Origin of the sequence: Providencia sp. 2024EL-00732, assembly GCF_044006275.1 — a bacterium.
GTDB lineage: Bacteria > Pseudomonadota > Gammaproteobacteria > Enterobacterales > Enterobacteriaceae > Providencia > Providencia huashanensis.
The window spans coordinates 1-23,599 of the sequence record NZ_JBIPDG010000016.1 but is presented as its reverse complement, the minus strand read 5'-3'; the positions used below and the strand labels follow the sequence as shown (position 1 = coordinate 23,599).

Below are 23,599 nucleotides of genomic sequence, written 5' to 3'. Positions count from 1 at the left end.
TTTTATTGCAATAATAGCTAAATTAGCGTCACTCATGTGGAGTTAGAAAACATTATAAAAAGGTTTTTAGAGCGTTATGAAAAATTCATATCAGGTAGCGCAAACATTGTCGATTTTACAACGGCATCTTTGCGATTCATTGATTGCCGTTTATCTTCATGGTTCAGGCGTGTCTGGCGGTTTAAAGCCGGCAAGTGATATTGATATATTAGTTGTCATTGATAAAGAAATGACTCATGACCAGAGAACGCTACTGGTTTCTGATTTTATGGTAATTTCTGGGCTTTATCCTAGCGATCCTCAAGGGCGTCGGCCATTAGAAATAGCTGTTTTTGTTTCAGGCGAGTTAGCCTCTCTTTCATACCCAGCAAAATGTGAACTAATGTATGGGGAATGGTTACGGCAAAGTATTGAGCAAGGGCAGTTGGAAGGTCAAGTTTACGATCCTGAATTTACTTTGATGTTAGCGCAAGCACAGCAAGAAGCTGTTAGTTTATGGCAATCAAAAGAATATCAACTCCCTGTTGTTAATGAACAGCAAATAAAGCAAGCGATGTTAGATTCTCTCCCTAATTTATTGTCATCTTTAGACAGTGATGAGAGAAATGTTTTACTGACATTGGCTAGAATGTGGAAAACCATGGAAACTGGGCAGTTTGTGACAAAAGATAAAGCCGTTGATTGGGTCATAAACCGGGTTCCGGATGAACTACAACCCATCCTAATAGGTGCCAAAATGGCTTACTTAAATGGCATCCCAACTGATTGGATAAAGAAAAAAATTGAAATACAGAAGCTAGCAAAGTTTATGGAACTCGGTGTCATGAATAGTTTTAAATAAACTTTATCAATATATGTAGCTTTAAATGCGTTATTTGTTTCAACAGATAGAATTTGTCTGATACTTAGATACTTCAATAGAATTTTCTTTATAATTTACAGTTGGTTGATATTTTAAAACGGATAAAAAATGACAAAAAAATTAATTAACCCTAAAACGGTATTTAACTCTTTGCAGTATGGCTTTAGCCAAGCAATAGAAACGAGTGGAACACGCCAATTATTTTTATCGGGGCAGGTTGGTGTAAATGCTGAACAAGAGACTGTAACTGGTGGGATGTATGAACAAACAGTTCAGTCACTGATTAATATTGAGCATGTATTACGTGAAGCGGGTGGGGATTTATCCCATGTCGTGATGTTACGTATCTATATTAAAGCAGGTTATGATAGTGACGAAGAGCAGCTTGCTATTACAAATGCATTAAAAGAAAAGTTTGGTGAAATGCCTCCCGCCTCTTCTTGGATTATTGTGACAGGCCTTTCATTGCCAGAATGGCTAATAGAAATAGAAGCACAAGCGGTATTAAATTAGTGTTAGCTTAATTAAAAAAGGCCGCTGATTATGAGCTGACCCCAGTCATTGGGTAACCAATTTCTGGGGTTCACGTCATTATTTAAACTCTGGCCTTTTTATCATTCAGTGAGTATTAGTGTTTTACTAGTGTTGAGAAATAATACACGAGAGGGACTGCTAGAATCCATAAACTGATAGGGATCTCGCGCCATTTACCAGCAACAGCTTTAATTAAAATATAGAATAACAACCCGCCAGCAATCCCTGTTCCAAAGCTATTGGCAATTAAGGTGATCATCACCATCATTAAAACAGGTAACCCATCAGTAAAGTTGCCTAAATCAACTTTACGTAGACCACTAAACATATTTAGACCAATCAAAATTAATGCGGGCGCGGTGGCTTGTGCTGGGATCATTAATGCAATAGGGGTAAATAATAACATTAATAAAAACATAAATGCTGCGGCAAGAGCTGTCATTCCTGTTTTACCACCCGCTTCAGCGGCTGCCGACGACTCTATTAATGCTGTTGCAGCTGGAATGCCGACCATTGGTCCTAATGCTGCTGCGATTGAGTCAACGATAAATGGGCGGTTTATATTCGGCATATTACCTTCTTTATCTAATAGACCTGCTTCGCCGCCAACGGCTAATGTTGTTCCCATGGTAGAGAAAAATTCAGCAGCAAAAAAGACAAATAAGAAGGGTAAAAATGCAATATTCAACGCACCAATTAAATCAACTTGCCCAAGAACTGGTGCGATAGAATGAGGAACACCAATAAAACTTTCAGGTAGTTTTGTGACACCAAATGGAATACCTAAAATAGTCGCAAATAAAATGGCCCATAATATTCCACCGGGAATTTTACGCGCTTGTAATGCGATAGCGACAAAAAAACCTGCAAGGGCAACTAAAGCACCCGGTGAAAGGAAATCACCTAACATTAATGCATTAGTTTTTGGATTGGCTAATACTAGCCCAGCATTGCGAAAGCCTAATACAGCAACAAAAAGCCCAATTGATGCAGTTAATCCGAGTTTAATTGATTGGGGTACTGAACGAGTTACTACTTCACGTAAGCCGAATTTGGTTAACAGAAAAAATAAAATACCAGACCAGCACGCAATACCTAACCCTATTTGCCAATCTATTCCTTCGCTGCCCGCTAGGGTAATACCAACGAGTACCGACCCGCCAATTCCAGGACCCACAATAAAAGGTAAATTTGCATAAAAAGCCATTAATAAGCTGGCAAGCACAAAGACAATAATGGTCCCTGTTGTTGCAGCGCCTTTATCCATTCCACCCGCGGCTAATAAACCAGGAATTACCACCAATAGATAAGCGGCAGCTAAAAAGCCCGTGATACCCGATAAACACTCAGTTTTAATTGAACTTCCGCGTTCTTTTAATGCGAAGCGTTTTTCTAACCAACTCCCTGATGTTGGCGTATTTATTGAATTTTCAGCCATTAATAGGCTCTCCTGTCATTATTTTTGGTATATTCGTATTTTTAGTCATTAGTGCTCGGAAAAATGAAGAACGGCATCAACAAGTTGACGTGTTGTTCCATCTGTTAATCCTAAGTCGGTTAAATGTGGCCCTGCATTACAGGCTAGACAAGTTCCTTCTATCGCTTTGAAAACACGATAAGGCGGTTCCCAGTCAGCAATTTTATGGCTTAACTCACGTAATTGACGGAACTGCTCGGCGAGTTCTGAGGCGGGTAAATCCGATAACATGCCCGCAATTGGCATAGCTACATGGGCTAAAATTTGTCCATTTTGGACTAAGGCCATGCCTCCACCGCTTTCTATCAATAAATTGGCGGCAATCGCCATATCCTGTGGGTCACGACCGAGCACGACAAGGTTATGAGAGTCATGTGAATAGCTAGTAGCGATGGCGCCGCGTAATTCACCCCAACCTTCGAGCAGGGCAATCTGTGGTCGTGCATCATGACGCCCATGGCGGTGCTGAACGCGAATAAAACTAAAATTATCAGGAAGTTGTACTATGCCATTAGTAACTTGCACATCAACTTCTCCCCATTGAGTAAAGCGGGCGCCATGGATATGCCGCAATCTAGCTATTCCATTATTCACTCCATCAATTTTAAGTTGGCAATCATCCGCGGTAATTGGGGAAAGATGCATAGTATCTCGAGGTGGTAAAATATCTGATGGAGAACTAATGGCATGTATTAATTTGCCTTTTTCTGCAATTTTTTTACCTGCTACATAAACGGCTTGTGCTTTTAACGTTGTCAGTGAGTCAAAGAGTACGAAGTTAGCTTTTCTGCCTGCGGCAATTAAACCAAGGTCATTACGTTGTAAGCGAATAGCCGCATTGAGTGTTGCAAAGCGCAGTGCATCAGTTGCTGGCATGCCATATTCAATCAATAGGTTGAGTAAAGCGATAATACCACCTTTTTCTATCAGCATATCGGGTGGAACATCGTCGGTACAGACTGTGATTTGCGATGATAAATGGGGCAATGATCTCAGTGCATTCACAATGTCAGGGAGTAAGTAGGGATGGGAGCCTCGAATTTCTAAAGTAAGGCCCGCTCTGAGTTTTTCCAGCGCGTCATCTGCGGAAGTTAACTCATGGTCTGAAGTAACGCCTGCCGCGAGGTAAGCCTGTAATTCGGCACCTTTTAACCCTCGAGCATGCCCTTCTATTAATTTACCGGATTGGAGCCCTGCATTCAGCACTTCCTCCATTTTTTCGCTGCCATTGAGTACGCCATGCATATCCATAACCTCGGCGACCCCCCGCACTTCAGGCCAACTAAGCATAGTTGACATTTCTTTGCCTGCGAAATCTGCCCCCGACATTTCCAACCCTGGCGTAGATGGGACGGATGATGGTGCAGCAACCATAACGTCTAAAGGTAAATTACGACTAGAGTCAATTGCATAGCGGACTCCCTCTAATCCTAATACATTAGCAAGTTCATGGGGGTCCCAAAAGACGGCAGTTGTTCCTTGAGTTAGAACGATTTCTGCATAACGAGCTGGTGGAAGGTGAGAACTTTCTAAATGGACGTGAGTGTCAATTAACCCAGGTGAAATAAAATAACCCGATAAATCATGAACTTCTTTTGCATCAGTGCGTGAACCTGTTGGGTGGACACTTGCAATCAAATTATCTACGATACCGATATCTGCGGAGCGTATCTCGCCTGTTACCATATCAACGATATTGGCTTGTGTGAGTAAAAGGTCAAAAGGAATATTGCCTTTTGCGGCTTGAATAGCATTACGCCGAGTTTGCTCTGTTATGTTCATAAAAATACCATTTATATGATTTATGGTTGCTACTTTATGAGCAAGGCAAACGTTTGCCAAGATGATAAAATTTATCAGGCTATAAGAGAAGGTTATGATAGGATGAATATTCCATGATTATTCAATCTGCAGACAATTAACGATTATGACAGAACCTTGGCAACGGCTGCCGGCACTGACGCTCAAACAATTACAGTATTTTGTCACTTTGGCAAAGCTGCGTCATTTTACTGAAACAGCTAATCGTTTAGCTGTAAGTCAGCCTGCACTTAGTAGTGCTTTACGGCAAATTGAATCTGTTTTAGGTGGAAAGCTAATTAATCGAACGGCATCATCAGTCACATTAACGGAACTAGGTGCTGCTATTTTACCTCATGCACAGCAAATCCTCAGTGTGTCGCATCGTGCATTTAGTGATATTCAAAAAATCATCGAGGATGGTGGTGATGGTATAGTGCGTATAGGGCTTGTTCCTTCTGTGAGTTCATTAGTATTTCCATCTGTTCCTGAACAATTAAACCAATTATTTCCTAGATTAAAAACCGAGTTTTATGATCAAACTAATGACTCACTCGTGAACCAGATAATTAATCATGAAGTTGATTTTGGCATAGGGGTTCTAGACAGTTCAGTTCCACAAGAGCTGAGTATTTCCCCATTACAAGATGACCCTTTTGTTGCTGTTATTCATCATGATGACAGGTTAGCGAACAATGAATTTCATTTACCTTGGAAATTACTGAATAATCGCGACATTGCTGTATTTTCTAAAGGGAATATTCAACGTTTAGTTGCTGCAACAGTAGAAAGCCATCGGCTCAAATTAAATATTCGTTATCAAGTTGATTATATTGAAACTCTATATGGTTTAGTTCGTTCTAAACTAGCTATTGCCATCCTACCTCAACTTTATACTGTTCATTTACGTGACCCTGAACTGAAAGTATTACAACTTCAGCAGCCTGAATTAACTCGTACAGTCGCTTTAATATGTAATAATCAGCCTCTTACACCAATGATGGAGGATGTTTATCAAGTATTATTAAAAGTATTACGTGGTCATAATGGATAATATTTAAACTATTTTAGGGTGTTGATTGCAACAAAATAGATAGTTAACAGTAAATTAGTTAGTTAAAGCACTTATCGTAAAGTTATTTTTATCAATATCAATTAATAATATACTGTTAGCATTGCTGGTAATATTTAAAGTGAGAGATAACCCCCCTCATTCAGGTGTAACATTCTGATTATTTAGAATAACTATAAAATTATCATTTGGAAATAATATTATGAAAATCATCCTAAAAATTATTTGGTTTATTGCCGCAGTCATATCTATTTCTGCTTGTGATGATTTTCAGGCGTTAGATGGAAAAGGTAAATTCTATTACACTAACCCTAGTACAGATACAATGACCTTTAAGTTAGATGGTAAAGGTTATGATATTTTACCGGATGGGAAAGGGGTTATTCTAATTTCTAGTGGGTTACATCACTTAGAAGATGAAAAAGGGCATATAACTGACTTTTTTGTTTTTGAAAATAATTCAGGTGGGATTATTAACCCAAATCAGTTTGTTTATTATACTTTATCTGAAGTGTATGCGGTTGATGGTAAAGAAAATAGGTTTCAGCCTGCTAGTTACCCTGTTACCATTAATGGTCATGAGTTAGAAATGCCTATTCGAAGCTCAAATGCCACGATCATTGATGCAAATATATTTAGATGTAGTTACCCTGTAGGGGAAGCATTTCCTGAGTCAATTACCCTTTATGACGATAATTTAGATGGGAATATTAAATCTAAGTGCTTTGATAAGCTTGAATTAATTCAATATATAAAAAATGAATATAACAAAAACCTATTACCTCAGAAAAATCATCATGGTTTTTTAGATTCCGTGAATATAGATTTTATGTATGTAGAACCCACCGCTGATTTTGCTAATGCTAATGTGCAATTAAAAGCAGAAAAACTAGTAAAATTGGTTAGAAAGCTGAAAGATTCTGATGATGCTGATATACATAAAAAGCTGAATGAAGAATTCTATCAAGCGACAACTGAATTAGTTCATGAATATGCGCAGAGTTCTACATCTAATACCGTTTCTGAAAATGTGAAATATAATGAATTTATCCAACAAATTAATTTACTCAGGGAAAATGGTATTTGGGTAAGGTAAATTTAACTTATTCTAATTACAGTGATATTTCTACACATAAGAGCTAATTATTTAGTAATGGTTCGTCTCATTCTTAATTAAGAAAATGCTTATTAAGTAAGCAGAGTAATCTTATTTGAAATAATAGTAGGAAAAGAGACATTGGATATGGAAGTCTTTATATCAACCATACCAAGGAACTCGGCAATGAACCTATCAAAGCAATCTGTTTTTGCTGTTATATCAGCAGCATTTTTATTGTTGTTCACTACTGTTGCAAGTAGCAAATCAGTTGTCGAAATTAAGAAAGAACCTGATGTTTTAGATCTCGTTTTTATTCTCGATAAAAGTGGATCAATGTCTGGTTTCGAATCAGATACTATTGGCGGCTATAACAGTGTTCTTGCTGAAAATAGAGACAAAAAAGCCAAAACTTACATTACGACACTGCTATTTAATGATAAAACAAGCCTGCTCTACAATAGGGAACCTATTGATAAAGTAGCTAATTTAACGCTGGATGATTACCCAGTTGGCGGTTATACCGCACTATTAGACGCAATTGGGGAAGGCATCGAAAAAATGCGTGAAAATAGAAAAGTGACTAAAAATAATAATGTTCTATTTATCATTATTACGGATGGTCAAGAAAATAGCAGTCGTAAATATTCTCAAGCTAAAATTAAAGCGATGATTAAATCAGCGGAAACGGAAGATAAATGGGATTTTATTTTCTTAGGTGCAAATATTGACGCAATTTCTGAAGCTGAAAACATTGGCATTAAAGGTGCTAATGCGACGGGGTATGTCCAAGATGGTACGGGATATGATAAAGCTTATCGTGCTGTCAATAAAGCGGTTGAATCAAAGCAGATGTCTGCACCAATATCAGAGGATTGGAAACAGGAAGTTGAAGCGGATGTGAAGGAACGCCAAAAATAATAAATGCAGTAAAGCCTAAACAACAGTGATGAGTAGATAATATTTAGGTGATATAGCCAATGGCTAGTGATTAAGAATATTAATTGTAAATGGTAAAAGCCCCTCAGTAATTGATTGTCTAACTACTGAGGGGCCTTTTACATGATAGGAGAGTTAAATCACTTTATTTGGTTTGTTTTAATGCTGTAAACATTTTTTCAGCAAGATAACCTTGTGAATTTTTTACCCCCGGCAAGACGAAGTAGTACCCACCACCGAAAGGCTTTATGTATCTCTCTAGGGGTTCACCATTGAGACGTTTTTGAGTATCAATAAAACCCGTTTTTAAATTTTGTTGAAAAGATACAAAGATTAGCCCCATATCTAGAGCACCAGACTCTGTTAAGCCTAAAGAATAGCTGTAACTTCTGCGCCTAAGCTTGGCAGTATAACGTTCAGGATTACGAGGCTCAGCACGGCGCATATGAGAGTCAAACAATATACGATCGCCATGTGGGTCTTTTTCAAAGGCTGGGTCATCATGTTCATTTTTCATCCCTATTGGTGCTCCGGAGTCTTTATGACGTCCAAAATCGTTTTCTTGATCTTCTAATGGCGTTCTATCCCAAAATTCAAGATTGAAGCGTATTAAGCGCACGGCTTGGTATGTACCGCCATCACACCAAGAAGGTTCTTTACTTCCATCTGTTATCCAAATCAGTTTATTCATCAATGATGTGTCAGAAGAGGGGGCATTGCCCGTTCCATCCTTAAAACCGAACAAGTTAATTGGAGTCGAGTGATTGTCGATATCTCGTGCAGGTAAGAAGCCGTCAATTTTCCATAATGGGAAGCAATAGGGAGATACATGGCGTAAAATATCCCTTAATGCATAAATAACACTTTCTTGGCTGTTGGCACATATTTGTAGTAAAAAGTCCCCACCACACCATTTTTTCTCTAGCCTATCGTTAGGAAAACTCGTCATTTCACTGAGGTATTTAGGTTTAATTTTGTTGAGACCAAATCGGTTATCAAAAAGGGAGTTTCCTAGGGCCACAGTGATAGTGAGTAGGTCAGGTTGCAAATGTGTCCCGAGAATACCGGACTCAGCTGGAGGCATTTTATCATTTTCTGTTGAAGGTATTGTTTGTGGTTGGGTAAGGTATGCAATGCGCTCGGTTAACAAAGCGAAAATAGTTTGTAGTTCTTCAACAGTATTCGACGTAATATTGAAAGCGATAAATGAGGCATTTTTAGGCTCGGGTGTTAATACACCGGCTTGGTGTTCTCCAAGATAATTAACCGCTTTATTGTAAGTGGGTTGGCAATCAGCGAATTTTTCTTTAGCTTTTAAAGTTGGAATAGTTAAAACCGCGCTACCAATAGCGAAAGCTTTTAATGCATTTCTTCGTGACATTCCTGTTGCTTGCAAAATACTTCTAGGTTTAGCTTGCATAAATTTATGCCTTAATATTTATAGTAAACATCAACATCGAGCTGAGCCCGTAACTTTGCTAAAGTTTCGGCTTGTTGAGTGAGTAATGAATAAAGTGCCATTTTGTCTTGTTGTTTTAGCTGGCTATAAGGTTGATATGTGCTATCAGCCATATAATATGGCTGCATGATTTTATTGATCCGTAGAGTATTTTCTTGTAATTGCTTAAGTGTATTCTTTTCAATAAAAGGTTGAATAACGTTGATGATTTCTTGCGAACCTTTTAAGTTAGCAGCAATATCGGTTAAATCAGATAAGCTGTAGATATTTTCTTTACCCTCTAATTTTGTTTCTAGGATCATTTCAATAAAGTCAGCGGAAGCCTGTACTAATTTAGGGATCTCAATAGTTTCTGTTGTGACTCGTTTATGCAAATCGCGCCCTTTAATGAGTAACTCTTCATTAGCCGCTAATGCTTGTGTTGGATTTTTTGCAGCAAATAATTGGTATTCAACAAGATGAAACCCAGTAAAGCGATAGTCTTTTTCTTTATCGAGAAAATAATCTGCCCTAGGGTTAATGGTTCTATCTGTGTTACCGAATAACACTATAATTGGACGAACAGTCTCGTAGTGTTGATGGGCTATGATGTAAGCGTGTTGAGCTGCCGATAGCTTCCCTTGTTGTAAATTTTGCTGTAGTAACTCTAGCTGGATAACCATTTCTGCTAATTCAGCAGTGATAAAATTCATGTAGGTATGGATTGAATCTTGGTATTTCTCTGGAGTGGGGATATCCCCTTTAGCAATAATGATGTTATCCCCAGTCTGTACTGGGGACCTTAGTGCTTTGCCATAACTTAATGAAGGAACAACGACCCCTAATATTAAGCTAAAAAATAACCATTTGAATTTATACCTTAGCAAGCTGCACATTTTTTTTGCTCCTTGCAAATAGCGGTATCACAATTACCCAATAGAGAATAAAGGTTATTACACTTAGCCATATCGGTTGTGAGCGATAGGCAAAGAAAGAGGAAATAAAATTCCCCGCAATACCTGAATCATCCAGTAAAGCGGTAGTATCCCAAGCGGGATAAATTAAAAACTCGGGGATAGCAAAATCATACTCAATCAGTAGGTTAGCACTTTCTTCCACCCCTTTTAGTAGAAGTGATAATGCAAGGAAAAGTAGGATCACCCCTGTAACTTTGAAAAATATAGCCCAAGAGATTAAGCGATTGGTCAATAAAAAAGCGTAAAGGGTCAGGGCAGCAATTGCTATTCCGCCAGCGACTTCGATAAAGAATTCAGATGCATTATTGGTTGTTAATGACATAATAAAACTAGAAAGGAATACCACAATTTCACTCCCTTCACGGGCAATTGCGATGGCGATAATGAGTGAAGCTCCCCACCAGTTATGGTGTGCAGCATTGCGGTTAATCCCCGACTCAATTTCTGCTTTCATAGAACTACCGTGTTTATTCATCCAATAAACCATTTGGACGATAAGAACACAGGCAAGTAATTCCATAAAGATCATAAACAATGATTGGCCTGTATCATCGAGGACGTTAAATACGCCATAGATAAGCAGTGCAAGCAATATGGACATTGCTAGCCCAAGGGCAACGCCCCCCCATAGGTATTTCATGCCATTACGAGCATCAGGGTGACGTTTTATCCACGCATAGATGATACCGATAACTAAAAGCGCTTCAAAACTTTCTCGCCACACAACAAAGAGAACTTGCCCCATGTTACATCCTTTTATTTAGCAATGATCTCGCCTTTCGGGTGAGAAAGGTGAAAGTCATCGAAGAAGCTATAAGTACCTGGTTTTAGCGGCGCAATGACAACAACAGAACTTGCGCCTGGCGCTAAAACTTTTTCTTTTCTCAATTGAATACTTTCAAATTCAGCAGGTTCTGTACCCGTATTTTTGATTTTAATGCGAATAATTGTTTTGGCGGGGACTTCGAGCACTCGAGGAATGAGGTCTCCATTTTTCATTTCTAATTCGACTGTGAATTTTTCTGCCGCAAGTGAATATTGCGGCGTAATAGTGCAAGCAATAAGCAGTATAAAGCTCAGTATTGTTTTCATCTTGGCTTATCCATTTTAAGCGCAAATAAAAAAGGGCTTGCGTGGAAAGATTCCCGGTTAAGCCCTTAACTAATTTGGTGAGAAATTAGTAACTACCTTTACGACCAATACCCGCGTAGTCAAAGTCCCAAGAGACTTCAAAAGGCTGGAACCAAGGAGCGACACCTGTTTCTTTATCAATATGGCGACCAAAGGCAACATCTTTATTGTGTGAAGGTGGATAAATTTTGTAGACCACACGATATTTACCATTACCGTCTAATTTGATGTTTTCCCCATAGTGAGGGCCATCACTCGCTACCATTGGCATAAACGTACCTGTTTGCGTTTGTGGTTTATCACCAAGTTTTGTAACGGAATATTCGATTGTTAGGTAAGGGACCCAATCGCCTTCGGCGAAGCCATTCGGATTATCTTCAACAGCATGGATATCAGCTTCTAAATGAACATCTGCTTTGTCTGCGGGTAAATGAGACATTGCATGGTGACCTTCTTCAGTATCCATTGTGATGGGTTGTAAATAGACCCCTTGGATTTCCATTCCATTTTTGATCACTGGGTGGCCAAGTGGATATTCTTGAGCGAATGCAGCGATTGAAAATAGCGTGAGACCCGAAACAGCAGCTTTGTATGCGAGTTTCATTATTTCGTCCTTACCATAAGTAATATTGAGTCGTAATGATAATCATTACTATTGGTAAAAAACAAGCAGTAATTTTAAATGGAATAGGCATTAAAAGGTTAAAAGTACACTTTTTTTATAAAAATCTATATGTTAGAAAAAGTTATTATTCTTAAAAAAATAACTTATTCATAATGTGTTCTATTAGGCAGTTTATAATTTTATACATGATATATTTCGCTGATTGTTATGAAATTAGTTAAAGTTCTTTTAATAAATTCTTTTGATTGATAAAGAAAGGGACAACTATGCAAAAACGTTATCTTGATTGTTCAGCCTCAGAGATTGCCAAGCTAAGTAAAAAGACGCTATTAGAGTCAATTAAGGCCAGTGAGGGGCGGCTATTGGTTTCTGAAACCATTGGCACTATTCAACCCGTATTAATGACAGTCACGAATGCGGAGCTAGCCGCGAGTCAAGGTGCTGATATTTTGCTGTTAAATGTTTTTGATGTTAATCAACCTATTCTACAAGGGTTACCAGAAGGAACGGCTCCTGAGGCGGTGATTCGCACTCTTAAGCATTTAACGGGTCGGGCGATCGGTGTGAACCTCGAACCAGTTCCAGCAGGGTTTAATAACCCAACGCAAGATGCACAGTGGAAAATATCGGAAGGGCGCTTGGCAACAGTAAAAAATGCACTGAAATTAAAAGAAATGGGGGCTGATATTATTGTTCTAACGGGCAACCCCGGGAACGGTGTTACCAATGAAGAAATTAACCAAAGCCTTAAAGAGCTTAAAGCCGTGGTAGGCGAAGATATTGTTCTTATTACAGGGAAAATGCATGCAGCGGGTGTTTTGAATGCTTCTGCTGAACAATTAATTACGGAAGATGATATTCGGGCATTTATTGCCAGTGGTGCTGACATTATTTTATTATCAGCGCCCGGTACCGTCCCTGGGATTTCATTAGAATTTGTACAAAAAATGGTTGGTTATTGCCATTCTCAAGGGGTTATGACAATGACAGCAATTGGAACCTCCCAAGAGGGAGCTGACTTACAAACGATTAGGCAAATTGCGTTAATGTGTAAAATGGCAGGGACTGATTTACATCATATTGGCGATTCGGGCTACAACGGAATTGCATTACCAGAAAATATTTTAAATTATGGTATTGTGATCCGTGGTGTTAGGCATACTTACTCGCGAATTGCCCGTTCAATCAATCGTTAGTGCAATTTATTTTCTAGTTAAAAGGGCTATTCTGATTGGCTCTTTTAGCTTTAAAAATTCATTATTATCGCTAAAAATTTATACAATTCCTTTTCTTCTTCAGGTAAAATTTCGCCCATTTTTCTAAAATAATAAAAGAAGTGAGTTATGTCGCAAAATACTAATTCGGTGCCTAAAATTGGCTTCGTTTCCCTTGGTTGCCCGAAAAACCTAGTTGATTCAGAACGTATTTTGACTGAGTTACGCACAGATGGCTATCAAGTGGTGCCAAGTTACGATGATGCAGATTTAGTCATCGTCAATACCTGTGGTTTTATCGATAGCGCAGTACAAGAATCGTTAGAGGCGATTGGTGAGGCGTTAAACGAAAACGGCAAAGTTATAGTGACTGGGTGCCTCGGCGCAAAAGAAAATCAAATTCGTGAAGTTCATCCAAAAGTCTTAGAAATCACAGGCCCACATAGCTATGAACAAGTACTAAACCATGTTCATCACTATGTCCCTAAACCAGAACATGACCCTTTCTTTAGCTTAGTTCCCGAACAAGGGGTTAAACTAACGCCTAAGCATTATGCTTATTTAAAAATTTCGGAAGGGTGCAATCATCGCTGTACTTTTTGTATTATTCCTTCAATGAGAGGGGATTTAGATAGTCGTCCAATTGGTGATGTATTAAATGAAGCGAAGCGTTTAGTTGCATCTGGCGTAAAAGAATTACTCGTGATTTCACAAGATACTTCTGCGTACGGTGTTGATGTTAAACATAGAACGGGGTTTTGGGATGGGCAGCCAGTAAAAACCAGCATGGTTGGTTTATGTGAACAACTTGCTTCTATGGGGGTATGGGTGCGTTTACATTATGTGTATCCATATCCACATGTTGATGACGTGATCCCATTGATGGCTGAAGGAAAAGTATTACCTTATTTGGATATACCTTTGCAACATGCTAGTCCAAAAATCCTCAAATTAATGAAACGTCCTGGGGCAGTGGAAAGGACATTGGAACGGATTAAGCGTTGGCGAGAAGTTTGCCCTGAGTTAACGTTGCGTTCGACTTTTATTGTTGGCTTTCCAGGGGAAACCGAGGAAGATTTCCAAATGCTATTGGATTTCTTAGCTGAAGCTAAGCTAGATAGAGTCGGGTGCTTTAAATATAGCCCAGTAGAAGGTGCGAAAGCGAATGAGCTTGAGGATCAAGTACCTGAAGAAATTAAAGAAGAGCGCTACCATCGTTTTATGCAATTACAACAACAAATTTCAACGCAGCGTTTACAAGATAAAATTGACAGTACAATTTTAGTGATTATTGACGAAGTTGATGATGAAGGGGCTGTTGGGCGTAGTATGGCAGATGCACCTGAAATCGATGGTATGGTTTATCTAAATGGTGAGTTTAATGTTAAGGCCGGTGATATTGTTAAAGTTAAGGTCGAACATGCTGATGAATATGATTTATGGGGCTCGATAGTTACCGATTAATAACTTATTGATTAGTACATTTTATAGCCTGCTTAAAGATAAAAAAAGCAGGCTATTTTTATTCATTGATGGCGAACTATTCGATTGCGGGTGGTAAATTGATGTAGATCAATGGTGAAAAAACTATCAATAAATAACTTGATCTAGAATATAAAAATTAAATGGGAAATTGACATAATCAAATAACTCTTATCGAAGAATAAGGATGACTATGTCGGCTCATTTAATATTTCCAACAGCAATATCGAATAAATTTAATCATTATAATTCAATTGATTATGATTTTATGATGGACCTTGTTAGTGGGACCATCATGGATGGATTATCGCCATTATATAATTTCAACATCGATGTTTCATGCATTAGCACGCAGGGCGAAACGCTATGGCTAAGTAATGAATCGAAAGGCGCTTTTGAAATTGCAAACCTATTATTAGGGGATATGACTGAAGGTGCGAGAACAAGGTTATTTGCCAGCCCAATTGAGTTACATGGTACATTCTATTATTTAGCCCCTGTATATTGGCCTACCGATGAACTATTCCTGATCGTGGCTTTTTCAACCGTTGGAGATAACGGTAATCTTCTGCTCGCGCTAGCTCAATCTCTTGCTAGAGAAGCAAGTGAAAAACTAAAGTGTCACTATTATTTGCAGAAAATACCGTATGAAGCGAAAGGGGAACAACGTTTTGCTAACATGGATATTCAATCTGTTGAAAAAGAATTGATTATTGAAGTCGCGCAAGCCTGTAAAGGTAAAATCCAACAGATGCATCAGGTGCTCAATATGGGGAGAACAACGCTGTGGCGTAAGCTAAAACAATATGAGATCAATATTAAAGAATATAAGTAATCTATAGCCTAGTTGTATCACTGCATAAAGTCAAAAAGAGTGCGCTTCTGACTACTCTTATGGCCAGTCATGAGCCATAAAAATAGTGAAGCGCAAAAGAATTAGCCAATATTGTGATCGGTCGTATGGAAAGGCAGATTTGGCTTACCTCTCTGTACTGCTATCAGATGTATTGGAATAAAGAGAAATGAAAAAGTAAGCTCATTATGACGAAGTAGATGAGGTATGTATGTTGTAAAAAGCCTTATTTTTTTATATTTTCGCTCGAAGGAATTGTTAGCAAAAAGCAACAGATTTCATAAAAATATGTTATATAAAATATTTTTGAACAGTAGCTTAATAAAGCTTAATTCTATCATCTTATTAGATAAATTCGGAAGGTTATCATTACGACTGAAATTATTAATTAACTTAAGTGGCTCTTTAGTCAAATATAGTGTATTTGTATTTTTTCTGTAATTTATGAATTTTAGTTATTATTTTTAAATATACAGGATTTTAATCTATATTTATCTTAGATTATATAGATTAATCATTTTTAAGGGAGAGAATTTCTGATGGTTTAATATTAAACCATCAGAAATAATAATTTACATAAGAAAGGAAACATATCATATAGATTAAATATGTTTAGGATAGGTATTGATATAGTCGTATTCTTGAATAAGCTGAGGAAGTGATTTAATACCTAGTTTTGTATAAATATTAGAGCGATGAACCTCTACAGTTCTAGGTGATAAAGAGAGTTTTTCTGCCGTTTCTTTACTCGTATTACCTTCTAATATCATATCCATGATTTCTCTTTCTCTAGTCGAGAGGCGAGCAAACTTATCAGATAGGTAGGTATATTTTTTGTGCTCTTCATGCATAGAGACGAACAGTTCTGTTGCATTACTAATAGCATTCAAAATTTCAATATCTTTGAAAGGAAAAGGGAAAAAATCAAAAGCTCCAGATTTAAAGCTTTCGCGACACAGATTGATAGAAGGCTCTTCAGTAAGAACAATAAATGGCACAATACCGAAATTGCTACTTATATTGTTTAATCTATTAATACGGTTCTCATCATTATTTAAGAATAATAAAATACATTCTTTCACATTGCTCTCGAAAGGGTAAGTATAATTACTCATAAATGTTTCTTCGTTATTATAAAATTTAAAGATAAAACCAAAAGATTCCATCATTAATTTCAGCTTATTCTTAAAGACATTATCACTATCTATGATTACGTGAATGGTGTTATTCATCACCATACTCCTGTTAAACTGATTTGATATTCATATTAATTTGATAAAATACGTAGATAAATAAACCGAAAAATGAATTTCACGGTAATATTTTCTACTGATCGTTGTTCTTTTTATTAATGTATTACTGACCTTAATTTATATTAAAAATATCATCTAGTTAAATTTAATATAAAAATAGAAACAATGGTTAAAGTTTGTGTCAATGCGTAAGATTCGATTAATGTTATGTAACATATTAGGTGGTTTTACTTGTTTAACGAGTTTTTTCCCTAACAAAATATATAAAAAATTTATAAGTTCTTCCAATAATATCGCAAATAGCTAATCATAAAAAGTCTAAAATGTGGGGCTGAGTGAAGTTCTGTTAAGTATTTATACTTGTTTTAGATTGATTAACAGTGGGTGCTTTTTATATCTAACATGCTAAAATTTATCCTCGACCTTTTTTAATGAGTGAATATACTTAATGGCTTCTTTAAAAGATGTAGCGCGACTAGCAAATGTTTCATTGATGACGGTATCAAGGGCAATTAATAGCCCTGGCTTACTCAAACCTGAAACATTGAAACAGGTTCAACAAGCTATTGAGTCACTTAATTATGTCCCAGATTTTTCTGCTCGGAAGATAAGGGGGAAAAGTTCAAAAATTTCTACAGTAGGTGTTTTAGCGCTCGACACAGCGACAACTCCATTTTCAGTAGAAATGATCCTTTCAATAGAACAAACAGCAAGGCAATTTGGTTGGAGCAGTTTTGTGGTTAATATCACATCAAGTGAAGACAGCGAAAGAGCGGTTCGCCAACTATTGTCCCAACGTCCTGATGGTATTATTTATACCACAATGGGGCTTCGAGAAGTCTCTATTCCAGAAACGCTACATAATAACCGTCTTGTTTTAGCTAATTGTGTAGATAAAGAAAATAAATTTCCGGCCTATATACCAGATGATTTTAATGGCCAATATAATGCAGTTGAGCGTTTAATTGATAAGGGATATCGCCATCCATTGTGTCTTTATATCCCACAAGAAACATTGGCTGGGAAAATTCGCAGTGAAGCAGTTGAGGCGGCGTGGAATAATGCTAATTTACCTAAACAATCTTTAAAACAATATCATTTAGAACTAGGTGATGAACATTATTTGGATGTTATAAATTTAATCAATCGCCACTTTAAAAATAAGAAACCAGATTTTGATGTCGTCATTTGTGGAAACGACCGCATTGCATTCTTAGCATATCAAGTGTTGCTTAGCCGTGGATTACGCATCCCTCAAGATATTGCGGTGCTTGGTTATGATAATATGATTGGTGTTGGGGAATTATTTTACCCACCATTAAGCACTGTGGTATTACCGCATTATCAATTGGGGCAACAAGCCGCTTTACATATTATAGAAGAACGCCAGTTAGATGGGGTTCAATACGTTGCATGCGACTTGTTAGAACGTAACTCATTTTAATATGAAAATATTTAGCTATTTCAAGAGGTTGTTGGCTAGTGGTGTAGTAACAGCTTCTTAATATTTCCAACAGAACTTCTCTACTTATACGATAGCCTTTTCGAGATGCCAATAGGTTGCTTTCTCTAACTTTGCTTGGTTATTTATTGCAAATAGTTTTAAATCTCGCTCCCCCTCATGTGGGTAGATACGGCAACTAAAATTAATGTCACCATCATTAATGAATATTTCAAGACTGGAGCGGTCAACAAAAGCATGTATTTTTAGCTGCTGGGTTTCAGGTAATGGAACACTGCGGCTATCACTAATTGTATATTCAGGATAATGGCGCATTAAGGTTAATAGTTGGTTTTGGTTATCAATATAAAATTGCACTCCGTAACCAATCCAAAAACCAAATTTCTCCGCGGGGCTCTGTTGTAAATCCCAAATAAGTTCTAGTTCACAACTGGAGGCATCTTCATTCACTAAAACCGTTGTGTTCTTTTCTAAATTTATTGTGGATAAGTGCGTAGTGGATTGCCGTAAAGACTTTAATTCTTCAATAGGTCTAGAAATAATTTTGCCTTGTTCATTAAGAGTAAGCTCTCTGGGTAAAGTAAAACAACCTGACCACCCATCTTTTTGGGATGGCATATGACTTTCCCACATATCCATCCAAGCTATTGCAATACGGCGACCATCTTTCGATAAAAAAGTTTGTGGTGCGTAAAAATCCTGCCCAAAATCTAATTCGGTAAATTGGTGAGTAATTGTATAAGGGGAGTTTGGTGACCAATTCCCGACTAAATAACCATTTTGAAAAAGATTACGATATTGGTACTTTTCAGCTTTTTTCCCTTGAGGTGAAAATAAAGCAATAAAATGTTTCCCTAGAGGAAAAAAATCAGGGCATTCCCACATATAAACACCCTTATCATCAGTTTTAGCCAGCACTTGGTAGTTTTGATCCCAATTTAATAAGTCTGAAGTGCTAAATAAGAGTATTTGACCATGATTATGGGGATCTCTTGCACCGACCACCATCCACCACTTATTGTTTTGCTGCCAAACTTTTGGATCACGGAAATGCATAAACCCTTCAATTGGCGGAATGACAACTCCTTTTTTTTCAAAATGAATACCATCTGTACTAATCGCAACGCATTGAGACTGAATAATTTGGCTGTCATCACCTTGATTACCCAACCAAATATGACCCGTGTAGAACAGATAGAGTTCACCGTTATGGCTAACTGCGGAACCCGAAAAACAGCCATCACGGTCATACTCTTCACTAGGTGCTAATGCAATAGGTTGGTGCTGCCAGTGGACCATATCAGTACTTGTTGCATGCCCCCAATGCATAGGCCCCCAGCTAGCGCTAAATGGATGATGTTGATAAAAAGCATGATATTGACCTTGGTGATAAATCAACCCATTTGGGTCATTCATCCAGCCAGCAAAAGGAGCGAGATGATATTGAGGATAGAATTGAAAATCTAGGTTTTTTCTTGATGTTTGAATGGTGTTATTCGCTAATTCAAGTTGATTTTTCATTGTGCTTCCTTAGTTATTTCCCCATACCGAAATGGATAAATAAGATGAGATAACTCGTGCGTTTCTTTAATGATGTATTTATACTAATGTTAACGTTAACAGTTTGCTAGTGAAAATTTCATTAGTAGGTAATGTATATATTCATTAATAGATAATAAAAACACGTAGTCAGTAAAGGAGATATGATGAAAGTCTGGGCTTTAGGCGATGCAGTAATTGATTTGCTCCCCCTTAAAGGGATGCAATATGAAGCTTGTGCTGGTGGAGCCCCCGTTAATGTCGCCGCTGGCGTTGCACGTTTAGGGCAAAACAGTGGTTTTATTGGCAGGGTAGGGGAAGAGGCTTTTGGGCATTTTATGCAGAAAACCTTATTTGAACTAGGAGTGGATACCAGTGCGATGGAGTTTGATGACAAATATAAAACGAGTACCGTTTTAGTATCATTACATGAAAATGGTGAACGTGAATTTTCTTTTTTAGTTTCCCCTTCAGCAGATCAATTTTTAACTGCAAAAAACTTACCTAAATTTGGTAATGATATTTTGCACTTTTGCTCATTAGCATTGGTACATGAAACCTGTCGGGCATCGTTATCAACAGCAATAAAAAATATACAGCAAACAGGGGGATTACTGAGTTTTGATATCAATATTCGCCCACAAATGTGGGCTGATCCCGATGAAATGCATTGTGTTATCGATACTTTTGCAACGCAAGCAGATATTTTAAAACTATCGGATGATGAATTATTGTGGCTAACAAAGGAGAGCTGTTTTGATGATGCGATTTCTAAATTACAAAAGTATCCTGCCAGTTTAAAAATAGTCACTCAAGGCGCTAAAGGTTGCCAAGTATTTACGTCCTACACATCTATAGCAGTTAGTGCCTATTTAGTTGATAGCATTGATACAACAGGGGCTGGCGATGCTTTTATGGCGGGTTTACTTGCGGGAGTTTCTCAATATGGTTTATCAAATACTGGCGACAGCTTAATGAAAATTATTTCTCAAGCGTCAGCTTGTGGAGCTTTGGCAACGACTAAAAAAGGGGCGATTTCAGTAGCGCCAACGCAACAAGAATTAATCGAATTTATACAACAGCAACCACTATTATCCCAAAGGGAAATCCTTTGAAAAGTATCTATATGGAAGGTAAATAGAAGATGGTTGCCTAATCCACTTTTATTTATATTTACTTCGATATAAATCGACCAATATTGGAGGTGCAATCAGTTTTATTTTCTATATTTTGGCGTATGATACGAAGCTAATTTCACTTAATTAGTTTTTATTGCGGGTAAACTATGTTGCTGCGTTCAGGAGTGGCTCTTGCCATTTTTTCTTATATTCTATGGGGTATAACACCGTTATTTTACCGTTTACTTCCTGGCGCCGAACCTTTAGAACTACTTGCTGAACGTCTTATTTGGTCAGTACCAATACTTTTTTTTATTCGTTTAATTATTAAGAATAAATCTTTATGGGGCCAAGTCTGGGCTGACAAAAAATCAATTGTTTTATGTTTCTTTAGCTCATCGATTATGGCTATTTCATGGACTGCATTCACTTATGCGTTAACTCATGGACAAGTTCTAGCGGCAAGTTTGGGATATTTTATTAACCCTTTATTTTCAATTTTACTCGGGGTTATCTTTCTCAGAGAGCGACTTGTCTTTTCTGAAAAAATGGCAGTTATTTTTATATGTGCCGGTGTCGGTTATCAAATATGGCAGTATGGCGAACTACCTATTCTAGCGTTAGTGATGGGGAGCGCATTTGCGATATATGGATTAATACGTAAATTTATTCGGTTTGATGTCATTACTTCTTTATTTTTAGAAGCTCTTTGGTTATTGCCAATAGCAATAGGAATAACTTGGTGGTTAAACTCAAATGGTTTAAGTGCGGTAGCAGAAGGGGATTGGCAAGTTAAAATTCTTTATATGCTAGCGGCTCCGGTAACGATTATCCCATTGCTATTTTTCACGGCTGCAATTAAAAGAACTTCATTGACTGTAATTGGTTTAGCACAGTATATAGAACCCACAATCCAATTTTTACTTGCGGTATTTTTATTTAATGAGCTATTTGATTGGGTAAAAGGTGTCAGCTTCTCATTAATATGGATTGGTTTGATGTTCTGTATTTTAGCGATTTTGCGCAAGCAATATACTAAGTTCTCTCATAAAGATCCCTTTATTACTGGGCGTGATAAGACACCATTAGGCTAGATACTAGGCTCAGCATTCATGAACTTTGTTTCCTCTGATAGTAAAAGCAAACGATTGCGTATATAATCACATTTATTATTTTTGCGGATAAGGTCATTAATCATGAATCAATTGGGTACTGCGCTGTGCGCTTCAGCAACCAAAGTCATGTTGCTTGGGGCGGGTGAACTGGGTAAGGAAGTCGCTATTGAATGCCAACGTTTAGGCATTGAGGTGATTGCTGTTGATAGATACGATAATGCGCCAGCTATGCACATTGCTCACCGCAGTTACACAATTAACATGCTTAATGGCGAAGCATTAAAACAGCTTGTTGCCTTAGAAAAACCTGATTTTATTGTCCCTGAAATTGAAGCTATTGCGACAAAAACCTTAGTTGAACTGGAAGAACAAGGGCAAAGAGTCGTGCCATCTGCGAAAGCCGTTTTTCTTACCATGGACAGAGAAGGGATACGTCGCTTGGCAGCGGAAACACTTCATTTACCGACCTCTGATTACCGATTTATTGAAAATAAAGCGGATTTTATTACTGCAGCAGAGAAAATCGGTTTTCCTTGTATTGTAAAACCAGTCATGAGTTCGTCAGGAAAAGGGCAGAGTGTTATCCGCTCGGCAGCAGAATTAGAACAAGCATGGGAATATTCTCAACAAGGTGGGCGCACGGGACAGGGCCGCGTTATTGTTGAAAAAATGGTTAATTTTGATTTTGAGATCACCTTGTTAACAGTCAGTGCAGTTGATGGCATTCATTTTTGTGCTCCTGTTGGTCATCGCCAAGAGAAAGGGGATTATCGTGAGTCTTGGCAACCTCAACAAATGAGTGATATTGCATTGAGGAAAGCACAAGAGGTTGCCCAAAAAATAGTTAGCGCATTGGGAGGCTATGGGGTATTTGGTGTTGAGTTATTTGTGTGCGCAGATGAGATCATTTTTAATGAAGTCTCACCTCGCCCTCACGATACAGGAATGGTGACGTTAATTTCACAAAATTTATCTGAATTTGCCTTACATGTTCGGGCTTTCCTAGGGTACCCAATAGGCGCAATTCGTCAATATGGGCCAAGTGCTTCTGCGGTTATTTTACCTGAATTGCATAGCAGCGATGTGGTATTTGGTCATATTGATACTGCATTTGGGTCGGATATCCAGTTACGTTTATTTGGTAAACCTGAAATTGCAGGAACTCGTCGACTCGGGGTTGCTTTAGCTGTTGCTGATTCTATTGAACAAGCATTGGAAATGGCTAAGACTGCGGCTGATAAAGTTAAAGTATCAGGTTGATTTCTAATAAAAAGAGCTCATTCACATTATATGAATGAGCTTTTAACTATTAAGAATTAAAATGATAACGAAGGGTTATTCAAGAAAAAATTTTGTTGTAAAGCAGCAGTGGTTATCTCTCTGATAAATGGTATAAGTCATAAGCTTGCACTAATATGACGGTACCTGCATAATTTTAAAAAAGAATTTAATTGTTGCATTAGGTTATACTTTTTTATTTTAGGCGACTACTGGCATTCCGCCGTTAAAGTTCTTACTGGCGAATCTGCAGTAACTGCAATCGTGTCTAATGCAGAATAGTTAATGGTACACTGACCCGATTGACCACCCCATTTAACGTTAATACGACCAG

General features: G+C 37.7%; 21 protein-coding genes. 12 read left to right on the top strand and 9 right to left on the bottom strand.

Annotation, left to right across the window (positions count from 1 at the left end; genetic code table 11):
- Positions 1-76: 76 nt before the first annotated feature.
- Together ACHB7C_RS18640 and ACHB7C_RS18635 are read left to right on the top strand one after the other, a co-directional pair.
- Entirely contained in the window at positions 77-841 is a 765-nt protein-coding gene (locus ACHB7C_RS18640; RefSeq protein WP_129467149.1) for an aminoglycoside adenylyltransferase family protein, read from the top strand.
- A gap of 129 nt (positions 842-970) precedes the next feature.
- Positions 971-1,375 carry a RidA family protein gene (locus ACHB7C_RS18635; RefSeq protein ID WP_042848906.1) on the top strand — a complete coding sequence of 135 codons (405 nt, stop codon included), beginning with the start codon at positions 971-973 and terminating at the stop codon, positions 1,373-1,375.
- Positions 1,376-1,490: 115 nt separating this feature from the next.
- Here ACHB7C_RS18635 and ACHB7C_RS18630 read toward each other — a convergent pair whose 3' ends face one another.
- Entirely contained in the window at positions 1,491-2,834 is a 1,344-nt protein-coding gene (locus tag ACHB7C_RS18630; RefSeq protein ID WP_042848905.1) for an NCS2 family permease, read from the bottom strand.
- Positions 2,835-2,882: 48 nt separating this feature from the next.
- Complete coding sequence (locus tag ACHB7C_RS18625; RefSeq protein WP_105880874.1) at positions 2,883-4,655, bottom strand: adenine deaminase; 1,773 nt, start codon at positions 4,653-4,655, stop codon at positions 2,883-2,885.
- A gap of 145 nt (positions 4,656-4,800) precedes the next feature.
- Between ACHB7C_RS18625 and ACHB7C_RS18620 the strand changes: the two genes are divergently transcribed.
- The 3 genes from ACHB7C_RS18620 (at position 4,801) to ACHB7C_RS18610 (ending at position 7,762) form a co-directional block, all read left to right on the top strand.
- Positions 4,801-5,727 (top strand): LysR family transcriptional regulator, encoded by a 927-nt coding sequence (locus tag ACHB7C_RS18620; protein WP_129467151.1) that lies wholly within the window; start codon positions 4,801-4,803, stop codon positions 5,725-5,727.
- 220 nt (positions 5,728-5,947) lie between these two features.
- Positions 5,948-6,841: a hypothetical protein gene (locus tag ACHB7C_RS18615; protein ID WP_395348162.1), complete on the top strand. Its 894-nt coding sequence runs from the start codon at positions 5,948-5,950 to the stop codon at positions 6,839-6,841.
- Positions 6,842-7,027: 186 nt separating this feature from the next.
- Positions 7,028-7,762: a vWA domain-containing protein gene (locus ACHB7C_RS18610; RefSeq protein ID WP_131680838.1), complete on the top strand. Its 735-nt coding sequence runs from the start codon at positions 7,028-7,030 to the stop codon at positions 7,760-7,762.
- Positions 7,763-7,925: 163 nt separating this feature from the next.
- Here the strand turns inward: ACHB7C_RS18610 and efeB are convergent, their stop codons facing one another.
- From efeB to ACHB7C_RS18585, 5 genes are all read right to left on the bottom strand, one after another.
- Entirely contained in the window at positions 7,926-9,200 is a 1,275-nt protein-coding gene (efeB, locus tag ACHB7C_RS18605; RefSeq protein ID WP_048608123.1) for an iron uptake transporter deferrochelatase/peroxidase subunit, read from the bottom strand.
- A gap of 11 nt (positions 9,201-9,211) precedes the next feature.
- The gene (locus tag ACHB7C_RS18600; RefSeq protein ID WP_129467154.1) at positions 9,212-10,114 is read right to left on the bottom strand and encodes an EfeM/EfeO family lipoprotein; all 903 of its coding nucleotides are present in this window, start codon (positions 10,112-10,114) and stop codon (positions 9,212-9,214) included.
- Positions 10,092-10,940 carry an FTR1 family protein gene (locus ACHB7C_RS18595; RefSeq protein ID WP_042848952.1) on the bottom strand — a complete coding sequence of 283 codons (849 nt, stop codon included), beginning with the start codon at positions 10,938-10,940 and terminating at the stop codon, positions 10,092-10,094. Before ACHB7C_RS18595 ends, ACHB7C_RS18600 begins: the two co-directional genes overlap by 23 nt.
- A gap of 11 nt (positions 10,941-10,951) precedes the next feature.
- The gene (locus ACHB7C_RS18590) at positions 10,952-11,287 is read right to left on the bottom strand and encodes a cupredoxin domain-containing protein (RefSeq protein ID WP_395348158.1); all 336 of its coding nucleotides are present in this window, start codon (positions 11,285-11,287) and stop codon (positions 10,952-10,954) included.
- 85 nt (positions 11,288-11,372) lie between these two features.
- Positions 11,373-11,930, bottom strand: coding sequence for an iron transporter (locus ACHB7C_RS18585; RefSeq protein WP_042848899.1), 558 nt, complete (start codon positions 11,928-11,930; stop codon positions 11,373-11,375).
- Positions 11,931-12,217: 287 nt separating this feature from the next.
- On the opposite strand from ACHB7C_RS18585, the gene ACHB7C_RS18580 reads away from it, so the two are divergent.
- The 3 genes from ACHB7C_RS18580 to ACHB7C_RS18570 all read left to right on the top strand — a co-directional run bounded on the left by ACHB7C_RS18580 (position 12,218) and on the right by ACHB7C_RS18570 (position 15,482).
- Positions 12,218-13,147 (top strand): haloacid dehalogenase-like hydrolase, encoded by a 930-nt coding sequence (locus tag ACHB7C_RS18580; protein ID WP_395348156.1) that lies wholly within the window; start codon positions 12,218-12,220, stop codon positions 13,145-13,147.
- Positions 13,148-13,294: 147 nt separating this feature from the next.
- Positions 13,295-14,629 (top strand): 30S ribosomal protein S12 methylthiotransferase RimO, encoded by a 1,335-nt coding sequence (rimO, locus tag ACHB7C_RS18575; RefSeq protein ID WP_042848896.1) that lies wholly within the window; start codon positions 13,295-13,297, stop codon positions 14,627-14,629.
- A gap of 211 nt (positions 14,630-14,840) precedes the next feature.
- A complete protein-coding gene (locus ACHB7C_RS18570) occupies positions 14,841-15,482 on the top strand; it encodes a helix-turn-helix domain-containing protein (RefSeq protein ID WP_129467157.1) in 642 nt (213 codons plus the stop codon).
- 620 nt (positions 15,483-16,102) lie between these two features.
- Here the strand turns inward: ACHB7C_RS18570 and ACHB7C_RS18565 are convergent.
- Positions 16,103-16,732 carry a response regulator transcription factor gene (locus ACHB7C_RS18565; RefSeq protein WP_166685842.1) on the bottom strand — a complete coding sequence of 210 codons (630 nt, stop codon included), beginning with the start codon at positions 16,730-16,732 and terminating at the stop codon, positions 16,103-16,105.
- A 469-nt stretch (positions 16,733-17,201) separates the two neighbouring features.
- On the opposite strand from ACHB7C_RS18565, the gene ACHB7C_RS18560 reads away from it, so the two are divergent.
- Positions 17,202-18,197 (top strand): LacI family DNA-binding transcriptional regulator, encoded by a 996-nt coding sequence (locus tag ACHB7C_RS18560; RefSeq protein WP_166685841.1) that lies wholly within the window; start codon positions 17,202-17,204, stop codon positions 18,195-18,197.
- 84 nt (positions 18,198-18,281) lie between these two features.
- On the opposite strand, the gene ACHB7C_RS18555 is transcribed toward ACHB7C_RS18560, so the two are convergent.
- On the bottom strand, positions 18,282-19,736 hold the full coding sequence (locus ACHB7C_RS18555) for a glycoside hydrolase family 32 protein (protein ID WP_349483997.1): 1,455 nt from the start codon (positions 19,734-19,736) through the stop codon (positions 18,282-18,284).
- Between the two features lie 185 nt (positions 19,737-19,921).
- Between ACHB7C_RS18555 and ACHB7C_RS18550 the strand changes: the two genes are divergently transcribed.
- The 3 genes from ACHB7C_RS18550 (at position 19,922) to purT (ending at position 23,247) form a co-directional block, all read left to right on the top strand.
- A complete protein-coding gene (locus tag ACHB7C_RS18550; RefSeq protein ID WP_395348189.1) occupies positions 19,922-20,869 on the top strand; it encodes an aminoimidazole riboside kinase in 948 nt (315 codons plus the stop codon).
- A 170-nt stretch (positions 20,870-21,039) separates the two neighbouring features.
- Positions 21,040-21,966, top strand: coding sequence for an EamA family transporter RarD (gene rarD, locus ACHB7C_RS18545; protein WP_042848890.1), 927 nt, complete (start codon positions 21,040-21,042; stop codon positions 21,964-21,966).
- Between the two features lie 102 nt (positions 21,967-22,068).
- Complete coding sequence (gene purT / locus ACHB7C_RS18540) at positions 22,069-23,247, top strand: formate-dependent phosphoribosylglycinamide formyltransferase (RefSeq protein ID WP_264403568.1); 1,179 nt, start codon at positions 22,069-22,071, stop codon at positions 23,245-23,247.
- The last annotated feature ends 352 nt before the right edge of the window (positions 23,248-23,599 follow it).